We start from the raw sequence: 16575 nt of genomic DNA, 5'->3' as shown, positions 1-16575 counted from the left end.
TAATCCATTTGTAACAAGTTAATTTGTTACCATTTATTAGTTGACCAAATAAATTCCATTTTCAAGTTCTTCGAAATTAAAGCGAATTTCACGATCGAAATTCAATTTTGTATTAAATACCTGTTTGCCCTGCATGTCAACTAATTCCATACTTCCATGAATCCCATCTGTGGAAGTTAACTCCAAAAGGCCATGAGATGGATTTGGACTTAATATGATTTCATCCTTTGAAAGAACATGGGTTGAAACGGTTCCATCGGTTTTTAGATTGCTCCCATAAATTGCAATGCCTCCTCGTGAATTTCCAGTGGCTATATCCAGGATTCCATCGTTATCAATATCTGCCAAACTTACAGTCAAACGTTCTCCTTCCAGTATTTGACCATAATGTGGGTTTAACATACTAAACGTGCCATCCAGATTGCCATCAATACCTCCAATCATTTTTAATTCACCATAAATATTTCCACTGAATAAACGATAGTTTCCATTGAAGTCAATAATTTCAGGACAAGTATAGGATTTGGAAGAAATTGAATTGACAATAATTTTTCCAAGACAATTGGTATTGGGTGATTTATAATAATCCGGATCAAAGACCGGAGCATTTAAAATTCCTTGATTTTGAAAATAGTAGAAACTTCCACAAGCCTGATTGTTTGCATTGTTGGTATTTACTTTGGTACCACTGACAATATCAATCAAGCCATCTCGATTTAGATCTACTAAGAATGGTGAACTATTACTTTTAACACTTAAGTCTTTGTATGGGTAAATCGGTTTTTTAAATTTAAATTTTGTTTTAGGTCCTGCAGTATTTTCACAATAAAAAAACTGACCTTGATTTTCACCAACCAACAAATCTAAATCGCCATCACCATCCAAATCACCAAAGGAAGGCGTAAAACTATGATGTGCATCTGCATTCAATGAAAATTGGTTAAATTCCAGATAATTTGAATCAACCAGTTTAAATTTTGGATTGTTTTGTGTTCCAATGTTCTCAAATAAAAACAAACGAGCATCTCTTAAATTTGTCCCACGCACAAAAATCCCTTCCGATCCAATCACAAGATCCATCAAACCATCCTGATTGTAATCAACAAAACAAGGATCGGATCCTGAACCAACATCTACCATTTGTTCGCCAAATAAATCCTTTGTTTGTAATTGAAAGATTGGTTGATTGCTTGTACCCGTATTTTTATAATACCACAAATTAGTTACATTATCTGAAATTCCACGTTGGTTTGGTGCAATCAACACATCTCTTAATCCATCATGGTTTACATCCACGTCAAATGCTCCTAAAAAAATTGCCATATTCACAGAATCTTGTTTAGCAGGCCAGTGCGTTAGGTGTTGTGTCAGCCAGGCTTGATTCTTATTTCCTCCATTGTACAAAGCTATTACTCCAGTATTGGTAAGATCCCCAATCAACACATCCCGCAATGCATCTCCATTTAAATCAAGACTCAAAATAGTAGATCCCGCATGCCGTGAAGTAATAACCGGAGCAAATAAACTGGCACAAGTATCCGAAGAGCCACTCAATTTAATTTCAGAAGTAAATCCACTTTCAACAAAGCGACCGTAACAATTATCAGAATAAACGTAGGCCAGCGTATCCATTGAAAATCCACGTTCTTTTACGACATTTTGAAACCAGGTCACTTTGTTATTACCCGGTTCATACAACACAATATCCAAATCCCCATCTCCATCTACATCATCAAAAGCAGGAAGGTCAGAATAATCTACCGGTATTTGTACATTGCTATTCCCGATCGGAAAATAAAGTGCTTTAAATTGTTTCTTCATGTCAAATTTATCAAAGCGATATTGACCTTGATCGTTAATTGCTTTGTAAACTTCGATGCCCGGTATTCCTTCTGTATTAAAACAACTCCCAAAAAGATCCATCGTTCCATCCAGGTTATAATCCCGGGTAATTAGCCAATCTTTCATTTTTGGAAACATACGCTTGAATTTCGGACTGTATTGATAGGTTCCAGATTGCAGATCAAATCTGAAAGGCAAAAGGATATCTCCAGCACGATCAAACAGAATAAGATCCTTGGTCCCATCCATGTCCAAATCAAATTCATTAACTTGTACATTATCAATTCCTCCCACATGAGCAAAGTCTAAGACCTTGCCATCCATAGATTCAAATGGAACCTGTTTAGGCTCAAAAATCTGGGAGAAGGATTCTTTTGAAAAAAGAATCAGGGTGAATAGAATACAGTATATTTTTCTCATAATAAATAGCTCATGAAGGTAACGAATAAAACCAAGAATTTGCGCTTTTATAAAGTTCAAATATTATAGCTATAGCCACCAAGTTGTTTGCATTCAATTACAATATATATTTGCATTAAAGGGCTAATCAAAATATTATTATTCGCTAATACAAATATTTTTGTAATTTATAAATGTATAATCTCATATTTACAAAATATTATCTATGTGTTTTTTGTAATTAAAATACATCCTTGAACATCAAGCATGCGCAATGCTTTTAATCATTTAAGTGAACAAGCAAAATCAAATCTGTACCAGTTCAAAATGGAAATGTCTTTTTGACCATATCTGGAAAATTGAAAACCTATCAGAAGGCCGTGGCCGGATGATAAGAATGCAACGTCGTTGCAATCGTTGCCGGCAGCGTCATATTTTAACTATTAATGTAAGTAAAAATGGATCACAAAGATTGTTCTGGATTAATGGGTAGGTGTAAGAATTGTAATCATTACTGTCCCTTTTCTGCAGTTCATAAATATGGAACTTGTGCATTGGTTTACGCTAACCATCTTACATCCGGTGACATGCCTTTTGCGCAAATTATTCACATCGAACAGGAGTCTTTGTTTTTCACCAAAAGCAAAGTGTATGTTATGGAAGATTTTGGATGTATTCATTTTCTAAAAAAAACAAGTGAGCCATTAGTAGTAAATAGACTCACTTGCTTCTATGAACACATTTGTGGAATTACTTAAATTGAAATAATCTATATGATAAGGACAGATTTCCAACTGAATACAGATAAGCATCATTTTTATTAAAATACGACAACAAACCGCCAAACAAATAGGAGGCATCTAGGCTAAATCTATTATAGAATTTAAATCCAATTGTCGTCGTAAAATCAATATCATACTTTCGTTCCTCAATCCTGTGGACCACTGGATGGCCAAGATGCGAAACAACTAATCCTATTCCAAATGAATATCTATCTTTATAAACTCTATTAATTATAATAGGCATTTCAAGAAATTCAGCAATTAATTTATCTCGCCTTTCAACAAATGGATTATCTACACTACCTCCCCTTTGAGAATAAAGCAATCCTGATTTAATAAAATAATTTTCCGAAAATTTATAACGAATATCAATTCCACCTTTATAACTAAACATATTGTAATAAGGTGCAAATGAGCCGCTATAGCGAGTATCATAATTGCCGTAATTCATTCCAAAATTCAAGTAAATTGAAATTTGACTGAATAAACTGAATTGTGAAAATAAAAATATAATTAATAGATGTTTATTCATAATTTTTATCTGATTAAATCTAAATACATTGTACAGCCTCCACTACATGAATTGTTCTTCTTACATACTCTAGCAGTGACTGCTGATACACAATCATTCATATTTGTAGGCCACAACCAAGCCCATCTTTCCTTCCTTAAATTTGATACTGTCCAATCTGGTTGATTAACACCATATGCGGTTCTCATTTCCCAAATTTGCATATAATGCCCACTTGTGTTAAATTGATACCTTCCTGGGTTTCTAAACAATACAAATTGTATCACCGCTCCATTACCAGACCAACCGTTTGTGTCATAAAAGTACTTTGCATCGTAAGATTGGTGCATTTTAAAAGAAGATATTCTATCATCCCATGTAGTAGAGGGATAACTTACATACAATTCACGTAAATCCGGGATCATGTATTCGTCATTACAAGTGTTTCCGTTTGTATAATTCCTCAATGACGGATAATTTGGAGTTAAATTAAAACTACTTCCACCAAAATTAACATCCTCATAATATGTAGCTAAAACTGGAGGGCTCATAACAGCAGATGTCCATGTGCTATCTTCTTCTTCTAATGCATCATCAACATTTGTTATAAAAACGGTATCTCCGCTTTCATATATATAAGTTGTAAAAAATTCATTGCTACCAATGGCATCAATCAATTCATCCTCAACATCTGTGTTTAAGGGATCTCCAGAATCATCTTCTGAGTCAAAATACAAAGTATATGTAATATCGTCATATACATAAACCTCTGTAATAGTGTCAGTTCTTTGGGTTAAATCCCTTTCTTTGTTCTGCATAATGGTTTCCGTCTTGTTACAGCCAAATTGTAAAATCCATAATAGAGTTGTCAAAACTAATAATTTTTTCATAATAAGAAAATTTAAAACGTTACAAAATATTGTTTAAAAAACTGCAGTTTAACAAAGAATACATATATTTGAATTAATTATAAATCACTTCATATGAACACAAATTCGCTCCATGCCTTAGTGCTATTTAGCTTAACTTTAATTCAAATTTGTTTTTCTGGATGTAATGATGATCTTACTTATAAAAAAGTTAAGCTTAAGCAAGTAAGAATACATGATTTCCCAATGACTAATGGAGGCGAACCCTGGGATTCATTAGATGGCCCTGATTTGTATTTTGAAGTTTATTTAAATGGAATTAAAAAATACAATTCAAATATTAGCCAGTATATGAACATAGTTGCCGCTCCCATTACTTTTCAAATAGATAGTGAAATAGTTGCTCAACCTGGCAAAGATCAACTTACCTATAAATTATTTGATTTAGATTTGAATTCAAATCAACTTATCGATTCTTTGAAATTTGATCCACCGGCTTCTAGGTATTATCCTTTTGATGAAGTCCTTCAATGGGGAATAACTCAATGGGAATCATTTTATGTTGAGCCTTAATTTAGCTCAATAAATTCTTGTAACCCAGATGTCCCTTTATGCTTGATAGGAGAATATTAAAATCAATATTCAAATAGTATAATTCTTATCCAATGTCAAGTTTTTACCTCAAAATTCAGGGTTTACCCTGATAAAAATCAGGGTAAACCCTTAGTGAAAATCTCAGAATCCTACCATATCACACACCACCACATCCCACAAAATTTTAACTTTTCATTTCAACTCCCACGTAGTAAATATGTACCGACTGTTACTTTCTATCTAAATGAACATAATCAAGAAATAAATATTATGATACACCGGAAGGCTTGAAACCGTAAGGTCCGGCGATTTCTTGCTCATGCAGGAAGTGTCAGTCACTTCCGGTATTGATAACTTTTTAATTATGTTTTTATGCTCGACACACAATTGAATTTTAAACCAGCAAACCTCGGGCCGGATGTTGCATTGCAGCTCATTGAGCGGCTTTGCGATGTTTCTAGTCCGGACATTATGGCTACAGAGTTGGAGGAGATTTTTTTCACAGCGCTGTCTAGTCCGGATTACACCGAGCTTTCTACCTCAACCCCGGGTGAGCTGGTGTTTGCGCACCGCAAAATCATTGAGTTTTTGCGAGATCTTCACAAAGCCGGTTGCCAGATTGAAGCTGGCCAAGCTGCTTGATTTATGGTTTGTTTTTAGCTTGACCTTACTGGCCCTGGTAGATTTTCTAAAAAGGCTTTTTGTTTTAAGCTTTATGGTTGCTAAATGGATTGTAGGCTGCTAAATTGCCAGCGCTTAGGGTGATTTCAGACAAGGCAAAACCACTAGATTATATGCTGTTGAAGGTAATGTTCTAATGCTGTCCATTTTTTTATTTACCTTAATGTTTCAGCTTTTATTCTAATAGGATGATATTATTTTATTTTTTTCTAAATGAACAAAAGACTCAATCGTTAAAAAAGCCTTAAAATCACTGATTTTAAGGCTTTTGTTTTTAGTTTGAAGAAACTATTTCCAGAAGCAATCGTTTTATTCTTCATGCGACTGTGCTTTTTTCTTTTAATTTCTATCAGTTTCCTTTCTAATAAAGCTACTTCACAAGCTGTAATTGGTAGGGATGTGCTTCAAAAATTGATTAATAAGCAAGATGACACTTTGCGAATTTTTAACTTTTGGGCCAGTTGGTGTAAACCCTGTGTTCAAGAATTGCCTTATTTTGAAGAACTGAATGCAACGAACAACACCAAAAAACAAAAGCTGTATTTGATTAGCCTTGATTTTCCTGAAAATATTAAACGCAAACTGGTACCATTCATTAAAAACAAAGGCATCCATTCCGAAGTAATCGTATTTGATGGGGGGAATCCCAATGTTTGGATTAGTGAAATTGATACCAGCTGGTCAGGCTCTATTCCAGCTACCTTGCTTAGTTTTCAGGGTAGAAAACAGTTTCAAGAGGCATCTTTTGATTCCACTGAGCAACTTCAAGAATTTATTCAAAATTTTATAAATCGTTTTAAATCATGAGATCATTAGTATTCAGTGTTTTTACTTTATTCATTCTTATAGGGTCTGTAAATTCCCAGGCATATCAAATTGGCCAAGCGGCTGAAGACTTTAGCTTAAAAAATGTCGATGGCAAAATGGTGAGCCTTTCAGATTATAAAAATGCCAAGGGGTATATTGTTGTTTTCACGTGCAATCATTGTCCGTTTGCACAGATGTATGAAAAAAGAATCATCGAACTTCATAAGAAATATTCAAAAAAAGGTTATCCTGTAATTGCAATTAATCCAAATGACCCAGAGGTAGTGCCAGAAGATAATTTTGAAAGCATGCAGAAACTTTCAAATAAAAAGAAATATCCATTTGCATATTTGTTTGACGAAGGACAAAAAGTATATCCAAAATTTGGAGCTACGAGAACACCCCATGTTTTTATACTCGATAAAAATAAAGTGGTCAAATATATTGGCGCAATTGATGACAATGCAAAGGATGAAGCAGCGGTTCAAATTCGTTATGTTGAAGATGCAATTTCAGCTTTAGAATCAGGGAAAGATCCAAATCCAAATACAACCAAAGCGGTTGGTTGTAGCATAAAAAAGAAAGCTTAGGCACTGGCTAAAACATATTAAAGCATTTCGTGATATTTTAGAGCCTAGTTGGATCGATTCATCTATCTTTGCGGTTTCTGAACAAAATCTATTTGAATGTCTTCAACCGGACTTGAAACCGCAAAAAAGCTAGGCTTACTCGATACCGAATACGAAAAAATTGTTCAGGTCCTAGGGCGTGAACCCAATTTTACAGAATTGAGTATTTATTCTGTAATGTGGTCTGAACATTGTTCGTACAAAAATTCCATTTTACAATTAAAAAAATTACCTCGTAAAGGTTCGCGGCTTTTAGTTGAAGCAGGTGAAGAAAACGCCGGACTCGTTGATATCGGCGATGGATTGGGTTGTGCTTTTAAAATTGAATCCCATAACCATCCTTCTGCCATTGAACCTTACCAGGGGGCAGCAACCGGGGTTGGTGGTATCCATAGGGATATTTTTACCATGGGTGCACGTCCAATTGCCGCTTTAAACTCCCTTCGATTTGGAAATTTGCATAACAATCACACCAAACAATTGATGAAAGGGGTGGTTAAAGGAATTGGCAACTACGGCAATTCTTTTGGAGTTCCAACTGTTGGAGGAGAGGTTTATTTCAATCATTGTTACAATCAAAATATATTGGTCAACGCAATGTCTGTTGGCATCGTTGAAATAGGAAAAACAGTATCTGCACGAGCTGACGGACCTGGAAATCCTGTATTTATAGTAGGCTCTGCCACTGGAAAGGATGGAATTCATGGTGCAACCTTTGCATCAGCAGATTTAACAGAAGACTCGGCTTCCGATTTACCTGCTGTTCAGGTGGGTGACCCCTTTCAAGAAAAACTATTGCTTGAAGCCAGCTTAGAGGTAATTGCCACTGGGCAAATTGTGGGCATGCAGGATATGGGGGCTGCTGGAATCACCTGTTCGACTTCAGAAATGTCAGCCAAAAGCTTGACCGGCATGCGAATCAATTTAGATTTAGTGCCTACCCGTCAAAAAAATATGCAGCCATTCGAAATCCTTTTATCAGAATCACAAGAACGGATGTTGGTAGTATGTAAAAAAGGCGGTGAAAAACAACTCTTGGAGGTATTTGATAAATGGGACTTAGAATGTGTTCAAATAGGAGAAGTCACAGACACTGGACGCCTCGAATACTTTATGCATGGAGCTAAAATTGCGGATGTGCCCGCTGAAAGTCTGGTTTTAGGAGGAGGCGCTCCCATCTATGTTCGAGAGGCTGTCAAACCTGCTTATTTTGAGCTGATCGATGCTTTTGAAAATACCTTGATTGAAGAACCCGTTGATTTAGTCACAGTAGCTAAAACGCTAATCGCTTCTGAAAATATAGCCAGTAAAAACTGGATTTACGAACAGTACGATAAAATGGTGCGTACCGGCACCATGACTTCCGTCCAATCAGCGGATGCTGCATTGGTGCGAATTAAAGGGCATTCTCAGGTTTTGTGCCTGACCACAGATTGTAATTCTGCCTATGTTTATTTGGATCCGCACAAAGGTGGGATGATTGCAGTAAGTGAATGTGCCCGCAACATCAGTTGTTCCGGGGGTATTCCGGTTGCAATTACAAACTGCCTGAATTTTGGAAACCCTTACAATCCAGAGGTTTATTGGCAATTTGAACATGCCTTGAAAGGAATGGGAGAAGCTTGTTTGAAATTCGATACTCCGGTTACAGGGGGCAATGTCAGTTTTTACAATCAAACCGTTACTAAAGATCGTACAGAACCTGTTTTCCCAACTCCAACTATTGGAATGCTGGGAATTATGGAAGACGAACGCTTTGCTACCACGCTTGAATTTAAATCTGAAGGCGACTTAATTTATGTTTTAGGAGTTCAGAGCAATTTCATTGGCTATTCAGAATATTTACACATCATTCATGGGATTACGCATGCTCCGGCGCCCTATTTTGATTTAGAAGAAGAATTTTTACTTCACAAAACGATTCAACAGCTTATTCGCAAATCCTGGGTTCAGTCTGCTCATGATATTTCAGAAGGAGGTCTCTTTTGTTGTTTGGCAGAATCTTGCTTTTCAGAAAACCAAAAAGGTTTTTTCATCGAAATTCCTGAAACCAACCGAAAGGACATCTTCTTGTTTGGTGAAAACCAAGGACGGGCCGTTTTGAGTATAAAACCTGAGAATAAAGCAGAATTTGAGTTATTTTTGCAACAAAATGGACAAAAATTCCATTATTTAGGGGAAGTTACAAAAGGAGACCTGGTAATTAATGAGCAAAATTTTGGCGCTACCCGGGATTACTTTGAACTATACTCTAAATCCATTTCAAATCAGTTTTAACCGAATATAATTATTACAAAAATGAGAGGACAACATTTTTCATTGCTTTTTTTATTGCTTGCTTTGTTATCCTGTAGTCAGGGCAAACAAATCACCGGAGATTTTAATAATGCACCCGATTTAACTGTTAGCCTGGACCGGATTGGCTTAGACAATTCTGGAACTCCAATCGATAAGAGTGAAATGAAAGGCGGCAAATTCAAATTCAGCCTAAAAGAAAGCCCAAAGCCAGGTCTTTATAAAATTTCTATGGGGCAACAAAATTTGATTTTTGTTTTAGACGGCACAGAAAGTACTATTGATTTTAATGGCAACTTTAATGAATTGGGAACCGGCAAAGTGAATGTTAAAGGTTCAGATGCTTCTGATGAGGTGTTTGATGCAATTGCAGAATTTACAGGATCTCAACCCACTGCCGAAAGTGTAAAAAAATAAAATAACGACCATTAAAAGTCCATTGGCAGCTGGCCTTGTTGCAATTCAATTTTTAGGATTCAGACCTGATTTTCTTGCAACCCACAAGGATATATTAAAAAATCTTCAATCAAAATATCCGGATTCCGAATTTACAAAAACATACGATGCCTTTGTAAAGCAATCCGAGCAAATGATGGCATCGCAAGAAGCTACCGAATCAATAAAAGTTGGAATGCCTGCACCAGACATCAATCTTCCATCACCAAAAGGAAAATCTTATAAGTTGTCTGATTTAAAAGGCAAAGTAGTTTTGCTTGATTTTTGGGCTAGTTGGTGCGGACCTTGCAGGAGAGCCAATCCACATGTTGTTGAAATATATAATAAATATAAATCAAAAGGATTTACCGTGTTTAGTGTATCGCTTGATGGTGTAGACAGCAGAACCAAACAACAATTAGGATCAGAAGCGCAGGTTAAAGAATTTTCAAATCGTGCCAAAGAAGCTTGGGTAGCCGCTATCGAAAAAGATAATTTAACTTGGGATACTCACGTAAGTGATTTGAAAAAATGGGAAAGCGATCCGGCTAAAATATATGGTGTGCAATCCATTCCTAAAACCTTCCTCATTGGAAAAGATGGAAAAATCGTTGCTGTGAATCCAAGAGATAATCTTGAAGAAGAAATATTAAAAGTGCTTTAAACTTTATTATAAAATTCAAGAATTTCTGTTTTAAAAACAATTTTAAATCCTTGTATTAAAAAATAAAATTTTGTATTTTTTAATACAAGGATTTTTTATTTTAGTACTATTGCCGATCAATGAATTTAACATTAGTGACCGCAATTCGATGTGATTTAAATTAAGCTATTTGTTGGGAATCGGATGGAATCCCAATTGATTTATACATTTTTCCAAGACATTAAAATAGAAGCCGCGATGGCTGCATTTAAAGATTCCGATTTAGAATCACTTGCTTTGGGTATGCTGATCTTATAATCACACGATTTAATGATCTCTTCTGAAAGACCATTGGCTTCATTTCCAATGCAAATTAATTGAAGATTTTCTTTTTCAAAACGGGTATATGGATCACCATCCAGCACTGCTGCATACTTTAAAATCCCAGGATGCAATTCAAGCAACTCTATCCATGATTTTTGAATGACTTCTACCCTACTGACTCCAGACATACTTGCCTGAACACATTTGTTATTAAATACATCAACCGAATCCGGGGAACAATAAATCCGGTATAAACCAAACCAATCCGCCGTCCGAATGATGGTTCCCAAATTCCCAGGATCGTTGATTCGATCCAAATACAATATATATGGCTCTTTGTATTGATGTAAATGTTTAAAATCCGGCCATTTCATCACAACTACGACTTCTGTGGTTGTTTTAAGCGTTGAAACCGCTTGCAAATGAGTTTCTGACAATTCAACAATTCGTGCGCTGATTGACTTCTATAACCGACTGTTTCTTTGAATCCATTCTGGACTCGCTATTAATTTGTAAACCTGATCCGGTACAGAAGCCAACAAATCCAATGCCAGCCGACTCCCTTCAGCCAAATACAATTGCTCAGACAGTCTCGATTTTCTATCTTTTAACGAATTTATTAGTGATTTTTCTGATTTACTTAGCATCTTTGTCGGGGTACATGCATGAACATTCACAAATTTATCATATTAACTGGAATCAGTCTATTACTAAGTGCTTGTAATACCAGTAAAGTATTAAAACCTGATGAAAAGCTTTTGCATGCAAATAAAATTCAGATAGAAGGCAAACAAACCATTGAAAACAAACTGACCCTAAATCAACAGTTAGTTACCCTTATAAAACAAAAGCCAAATCGCAACTTTTTTTTAGTGTTTCCACGAGAATATTTATACTATAAATATGTCATTAAAAAGAAAAAATCTAACTGGATTACCAATTCCTTAGCGAAACAAAGTGAAAAACCTTCTGTATTAGATACTGCTCTATGCAGAGCTACCCAATCAAATATTTTTAACTACCTGTATAATCAAGGCTTCTTTAATGCCAAAAGTTATTACACCATTGATACAAATAAATTTAAAGTAAATGTAATTTACAAAGTAAATCCTGGTCAGCGCTATTATATAAATGATGTAAAATTTATTGCAGAGGATAAATCAATTCAGGAGCTCTTACTTAAAAATTCAGATGCAAGTTTTTTAACGCCTGGAGAACCCTTAGACAATAGTCTATTCCAAAATGAAAAAGCCCGTATCAGCGATCTATTATTTAACAATGGTTTTGCCGAGTTTAATCCTGTTTACATTCAAACTTTAGATGCAGATACGGTACACCTAAAAGCAAACATCATTTTAAAAATCATTAATCCTGAAGGAAAAAGTAGCCATCCAAGATATTCCGTTAATTATATTTCAATAAATCCTGCTTTTACACCCAGTGATTCCATACCTCCATTAAATATTCTGTACGATTCGCTAATTTTTCAAATTAACCCAGAACATCGTTTCATAAGACCAAAAGCCGTCGCAGCGAAAATATTATTTCGGCCAGGACAACTTTCTAATAAATCATTGGTTGATGAAACGTATAATCAACTTTCCAAATTAGGCACCTACCGCTTTGTAAATATTGAGGCAAAAATAGATAGCGTTGACCGAACTAAAATAAATTACAACATCCAGTTGACTCCTAGTAAAATTTGGGTTTTTGATTATGGTTCAGATCTAAATTACACTTCCATAAAAACAGCCAGCAAAACACTTTTTGGAATTTCTGGATTTGCATTTTTAAAAAACAGAAATTTATTTAAAGGCGCTGAAAGTTTTACAACCCGTTTTGAAGTAGGCACAGAATTAAATGTATTTAAATTAAACGATTTTAATTCATTGAATATTCATTATAGCAATGAATTGTCATTTCCAAGTTTTTATGATCTTACAGGAAGTATGCATTTGGCGTCTTGGTTGGCTCGACCATTCATTCATTTTAAAAACAAACCTGACAGTCGTACAAATATCGTTGCCGGATTGGATTATGAAAATCTGGTACAATTGTATCAATATTTATCATTCAACACCAATGTAAGTTATGACTGGCAAATAAAACGTCGCAAGCGAATTTCATTGAATACTATAGGTTTTTCGTTATACCTGCCAAAAACAACTCCTTACTTTAATGAAATTCTAGATTCTAATAAATTCCTAAAAAATAGTTTTATCGGAAGGCGTTTATTTACTTCTTTTCTGCTTGATAATCTTACATTTTACTATCAGGGTAAAATCAAAAATAAATTCCAAAATTCATTTATTGCCAGCACAAATATTTCTGGATTTGAAATAAATTTAGCAAATCAACTTTATAATATTTCAAAATCAAGAAAAGACACGTTTTCGTTTGGAGAATATGAATTTTCTAAATTTTATAAAACCGAATTTGATTATCGTGCTTACTATTCACTAAATAGCAAAAGTAAATTGGCCGCACGATTTTCAATTGGACTAGTAACGCCCTTTGGAAATAGTTCGGCAGTACCCTATATCAAACAATTTTATGTCGGTGGCCCTCAAAGTCTTCGTGCGTGGAATATTAGGGAATTAGGTCCCGGCAATTTAAATCTCAGCGACTCTCTTGAAAATCGACAAACATATTATGCTGCCGGTGATTTTAAACTAGAGAGCAGTGTTGAATATCGTTTTGATGTGATCTGGCGACTTAAAGCTGCCTTGTTTTTGGATGTTGGGAATATTTGGCTTCTTCCTAAAACGAGCACTCAAAAAGGAGATGGATTTTTAAGTACTAATTTTTTAGATCAAATAGCTGTAGGCACCGGTTTTGGCTTGCGATTTGACTTAAGCTATTTCTTATTTAGAGTGGATATTGGATTTAAACTTCGCAATCCCTATTTAAACAATGAAAACAGGCACTGGATTTTTTCAAGTACCTATCCTGTAAGCCTGGATAATTTATTTGAAAACTATGCAATTCACATTGCATTAGATTATCCTTTTTAATTTTTACCAAGGGGATTAAACAATTTGCAAATTTTACAATTTTCCAGTAAATGTCCACGCGCCGGGCAATAAGTTCGTCCATAATAAATCATTTGTAAATGAATTTTATTCCAGACATCCATTGGAAAGCATTTTTTTAAATCCATTTCAGTTTGGTTGACATTCTTACCACTACTAAGACCCCAGCGCTTAGCCAGTCGGTGAATGTGTGTATCAACCGGAAAAGCAGGAATCCCAAATGCTTGGCACATAACTACTGAAGCTGTTTTGTGCCCCACTCCAGGCAATGCTTCTAACTGTTCAAAGGAAGTCGGCACCTTTCCTGAATAATCCTTTATTAAAATATTAGATAAACTGGAAATCGCTTTGGATTTTGCAGCTGATAAACCACAAGGTCTTACAATATCCTGAATTACTTCAACAGGAATTTTTGCCATTGTATATGGATTATCTGCAAGCTTGAAGAGTTCTGGCGTTACCATATTGACTCGCAAATCGGTACATTGAGCAGAAAGCAACACCGCGATCAATAAAGTATAAGCGTCTTGATGTACTAATGGAATTTCAGGATGTGGAAACAATTCATCCAAAATTGATTGAATTTGATTGGCTTTTTCTTTGGCTGAAATTCTTGGCATGTCACAAATTTGCTAAAAATGAAATGGTATCCAAATTATCCTGGTAACTATCTAATTCAGGATATTGACTCTTGCCAAATGGAATTACTGGGAAGGCTAAGGAGTTTATATTGCTACAGATACATTGCAGACGACCCATCCAGGAAGTAATTATTTCATTTAATTGATCTTCATCTTTGTAATATGAAAAACACAAACAAGCAATTGGTGGATTTAATTTGTTGCTTTCAATCAATAAAATACTTTCAGCTTGCAAAAAATGAGATCGACTCAATAATTGGGATGCTAAATAATAGTCGTAATTATTGCAATACTTATTACATTCCTTTACATAAATAAAGTTCAAATCAAAACGATCCAATAATTTATCAAAGTTATAACCAGCAGGGACCAATAAATGATGCACATTTCTGCACCCAAGTCCATAATATGAAAATACATCTTTACCTAGATTAAAAAAGTCATCTTCTGATTCATTGCCTGATAAAATCGCAATAGAATTGCGATGACCTCTGATCAATGAAGGATATTTTTCAAAATAGGATTTAAAAACTTGGCTCGCCTGATGGCCACCTGTAGTAATCACGGCATCAAACTGAGTCAGTGTTTCCACAATCTCAATGGGATGATTCTCATGATTTAAAAATTCATTAATTTTTTGAACAAGGTTTACAATAAGTGCACGATCCTTTGAAGAAGGTTTCAAAGCAATTCTAAAACCAGCTGCTAAACAACACCAGATATCATGAAAACTTACGTAAGGAATATTGCCCGCCCCTATAATTCCAATTCGCGTTTCTGAACTTTGGAATTCAACTGAAAATGAATGATACCAATTTCGAATCTTGTCTTCATCCAAATAATTCATTCGAATGCTTTCAATCATTCGATCGATTTCCCGAGAAGTAAAAAAGGGATTTTCAATGCCAGCTTGAGATTTGGCGCGTTCCAAACTTAGATCTGAACTCTGCAAATAGTCATTTAAATACACTGCCAGAGAACATAATTTATTTAAATGGTTCGGATTACTCATCAACTTCTACCAATTCTTTTCGGGAATTTGTATAATTCCTCCATTTATCCAATAATAATTTAAAGTCATCCGGAAGATCCAATTCAAAAAACATTTTCTTTGAAGTTACTGGATGAATAAATCCCAGACTTCTTGCATGCAATGGAAATCTTGGAAGTAATTTGTAACAGTTTAATACAAATTGCTTATATTTATTGAATACAGTCCCTTTCAAAATAGTATCGCCTCCGTATTTCTCATCATTAAATAAAGGATGCCCTATGTACTTCATATGTACACGAATCTGGTGGGTTCTCCCGGTTTCCAGTTTGCATTTTACCAAACTTGTATAATAGTATCCTTCCACCAATTCGTAATTTGTCGAAGCTACTTTACCTGACAATCCATCTGCAAAAACAAATTGACGTTGTCTGTGAGCTGGGTCGCGGCCAATGTTGGCTTCAATTCTCCCCTGCGGTGGATTGGGTTCGCCCCAAACCAGTGCTAAATATTCCCTTTCAATGGTATGATTAAAAAATTGTTTTGCGAGATGCGTATGTACAAAATCTGATTTTGCAACTACCAACAATCCAGAAGTTTCTTTATCAATTCGATGCACCAAGCCAAATCGTTCCTTCTCAACAGCTGCATTCGGATCTTTTTGCTGCTGAAAATAATATGCCAATGCGTTTACCAGGGTTCCGCTATAAACTCCTTGTGCTGGATGAACGATCATTTCAGGTTTCTTATTGATGACCATCAAATCAGGATCTTCATAAATCACATCGAGAGGAATATCTTCCGGAATGATTTCCGAATGATCCTGAACTTTGGGTATCCTTAATAATATGGATTCAGAACCCGATATTTTATAACTTGGCTTAATTATTTTTCCATTTATTAAAACAAGTCCGGCTGAGATGGCATTTTGAATGCGGTTTCTGGATACTTTTGGCAATCGGGTTACTAAAAAATGATCCAGACGGATACTGGATTGGCCCTTATCAACTTCAATGGTTATTTCATCCAGGCTTTCGTCATCATTTAATTCAAATATTTCAGTTACTTCACTCATATCAATTCAACAATAATATAGAAAT

At 35.2% G+C, this 16575-nt stretch carries 17 protein-coding genes; 9 read left to right on the top strand and 8 right to left on the bottom strand.

Going from position 1 to position 16575, the window contains the following annotated elements:
• Positions 1–36: 36 nt before the first annotated feature.
• On the bottom strand, positions 37–2262 hold the full coding sequence (locus tag IPK91_00860; GenBank protein ID MBK8295848.1) for a T9SS type A sorting domain-containing protein: 2226 nt from the start codon (positions 2260–2262) through the stop codon (positions 37–39).
• Positions 2263–2699: 437 nt separating this feature from the next.
• On the opposite strand from IPK91_00860, the gene IPK91_00855 reads away from it, so the two are divergent.
• On the top strand, positions 2700–2999 hold the full coding sequence (locus IPK91_00855; GenBank protein MBK8295847.1) for a hypothetical protein: 300 nt from the start codon (positions 2700–2702) through the stop codon (positions 2997–2999).
• Here the strand turns inward: IPK91_00855 and IPK91_00850 are convergent.
• On the bottom strand, positions 2992–3555 hold the full coding sequence (locus tag IPK91_00850; GenBank protein MBK8295846.1) for a hypothetical protein: 564 nt from the start codon (positions 3553–3555) through the stop codon (positions 2992–2994). The genes IPK91_00855 and IPK91_00850 overlap by 8 nt on opposite strands.
• A 5-nt stretch (positions 3556–3560) precedes the next feature.
• Positions 3561–4352 carry a hypothetical protein gene (locus IPK91_00845; protein ID MBK8295845.1) on the bottom strand — a complete coding sequence of 264 codons (792 nt, stop codon included), beginning with the start codon at positions 4350–4352 and terminating at the stop codon, positions 3561–3563.
• A gap of 165 nt (positions 4353–4517) precedes the next feature.
• On the opposite strand from IPK91_00845, the gene IPK91_00840 reads away from it, so the two are divergent.
• The 7 genes from IPK91_00840 (at position 4518) to IPK91_00810 (ending at position 10508) form a co-directional block, all read left to right on the top strand.
• Complete coding sequence (locus IPK91_00840) at positions 4518–4976, top strand: hypothetical protein (protein MBK8295844.1); 459 nt, start codon at positions 4518–4520, stop codon at positions 4974–4976.
• A 393-nt stretch (positions 4977–5369) separates the two neighbouring features.
• Positions 5370–5639: a hypothetical protein gene (locus tag IPK91_00835; GenBank protein ID MBK8295843.1), complete on the top strand. Its 270-nt coding sequence runs from the start codon at positions 5370–5372 to the stop codon at positions 5637–5639.
• Between the two features lie 318 nt (positions 5640–5957).
• The gene (locus tag IPK91_00830) at positions 5958–6485 is read left to right on the top strand and encodes a TlpA family protein disulfide reductase (protein MBK8295842.1); all 528 of its coding nucleotides are present in this window, start codon (positions 5958–5960) and stop codon (positions 6483–6485) included.
• Positions 6482–7075 carry a thioredoxin family protein gene (locus IPK91_00825; protein ID MBK8295841.1) on the top strand — a complete coding sequence of 198 codons (594 nt, stop codon included), beginning with the start codon at positions 6482–6484 and terminating at the stop codon, positions 7073–7075. Before IPK91_00830 ends, IPK91_00825 begins: the two co-directional genes overlap by 4 nt.
• Before the next feature lie 96 nt (positions 7076–7171).
• A complete protein-coding gene (purL, locus tag IPK91_00820) occupies positions 7172–9391 on the top strand; it encodes a phosphoribosylformylglycinamidine synthase subunit PurL (GenBank protein MBK8295840.1) in 2220 nt (739 codons plus the stop codon).
• A gap of 21 nt (positions 9392–9412) precedes the next feature.
• Positions 9413–9826 carry a DUF4369 domain-containing protein gene (locus IPK91_00815; protein ID MBK8295839.1) on the top strand — a complete coding sequence of 138 codons (414 nt, stop codon included), beginning with the start codon at positions 9413–9415 and terminating at the stop codon, positions 9824–9826.
• Positions 9827–9998: 172 nt separating this feature from the next.
• Positions 9999–10508, top strand: coding sequence for a TlpA family protein disulfide reductase (locus tag IPK91_00810; GenBank protein MBK8295838.1), 510 nt, complete (start codon positions 9999–10001; stop codon positions 10506–10508).
• Positions 10509–10708: 200 nt separating this feature from the next.
• Here the strand turns inward: IPK91_00810 and IPK91_00805 are convergent, their stop codons facing one another.
• A complete protein-coding gene (locus IPK91_00805) occupies positions 10709–11248 on the bottom strand; it encodes an RNA methyltransferase (GenBank protein MBK8295837.1) in 540 nt (179 codons plus the stop codon).
• A gap of 27 nt (positions 11249–11275) precedes the next feature.
• Positions 11276–11488 (bottom strand): hypothetical protein, encoded by a 213-nt coding sequence (locus IPK91_00800; protein MBK8295836.1) that lies wholly within the window; start codon positions 11486–11488, stop codon positions 11276–11278.
• Between IPK91_00800 and IPK91_00795 the strand changes: the two genes are divergently transcribed.
• Entirely contained in the window at positions 11477–13825 is a 2349-nt protein-coding gene (locus tag IPK91_00795) for a BamA/TamA family outer membrane protein (protein ID MBK8295835.1), read from the top strand. The genes IPK91_00800 and IPK91_00795 overlap by 12 nt on opposite strands.
• Here IPK91_00795 and nth read toward each other — a convergent pair.
• From nth to IPK91_00780, 3 genes are read right to left on the bottom strand one after another with little or no spacing between them, the layout of a single operon-like run.
• Entirely contained in the window at positions 13822–14463 is a 642-nt protein-coding gene (nth, locus tag IPK91_00790) for an endonuclease III (protein MBK8295834.1), read from the bottom strand. The two genes, IPK91_00795 and nth, sit on opposite strands and share 4 nt — an antisense overlap.
• Position 14464: 1 nt before the next feature.
• Positions 14465–15496 carry a hypothetical protein gene (locus tag IPK91_00785; protein MBK8295833.1) on the bottom strand — a complete coding sequence of 344 codons (1032 nt, stop codon included), beginning with the start codon at positions 15494–15496 and terminating at the stop codon, positions 14465–14467.
• On the bottom strand, positions 15489–16550 hold the full coding sequence (locus IPK91_00780; protein MBK8295832.1) for an RluA family pseudouridine synthase: 1062 nt from the start codon (positions 16548–16550) through the stop codon (positions 15489–15491). Before IPK91_00780 ends, IPK91_00785 begins: the two co-directional genes overlap by 8 nt.
• Positions 16551–16575 lie beyond the last annotated feature (25 nt).

The sequence above is a fragment of the Saprospiraceae bacterium genome (assembly GCA_016712145.1).
Classification (GTDB): Bacteria; Bacteroidota; Bacteroidia; order Chitinophagales; family Saprospiraceae; genus Vicinibacter.
The sequence above is the reverse complement of the archived record's forward strand: the minus strand, read 5'-3'. Positions and strand labels throughout refer to the sequence as shown.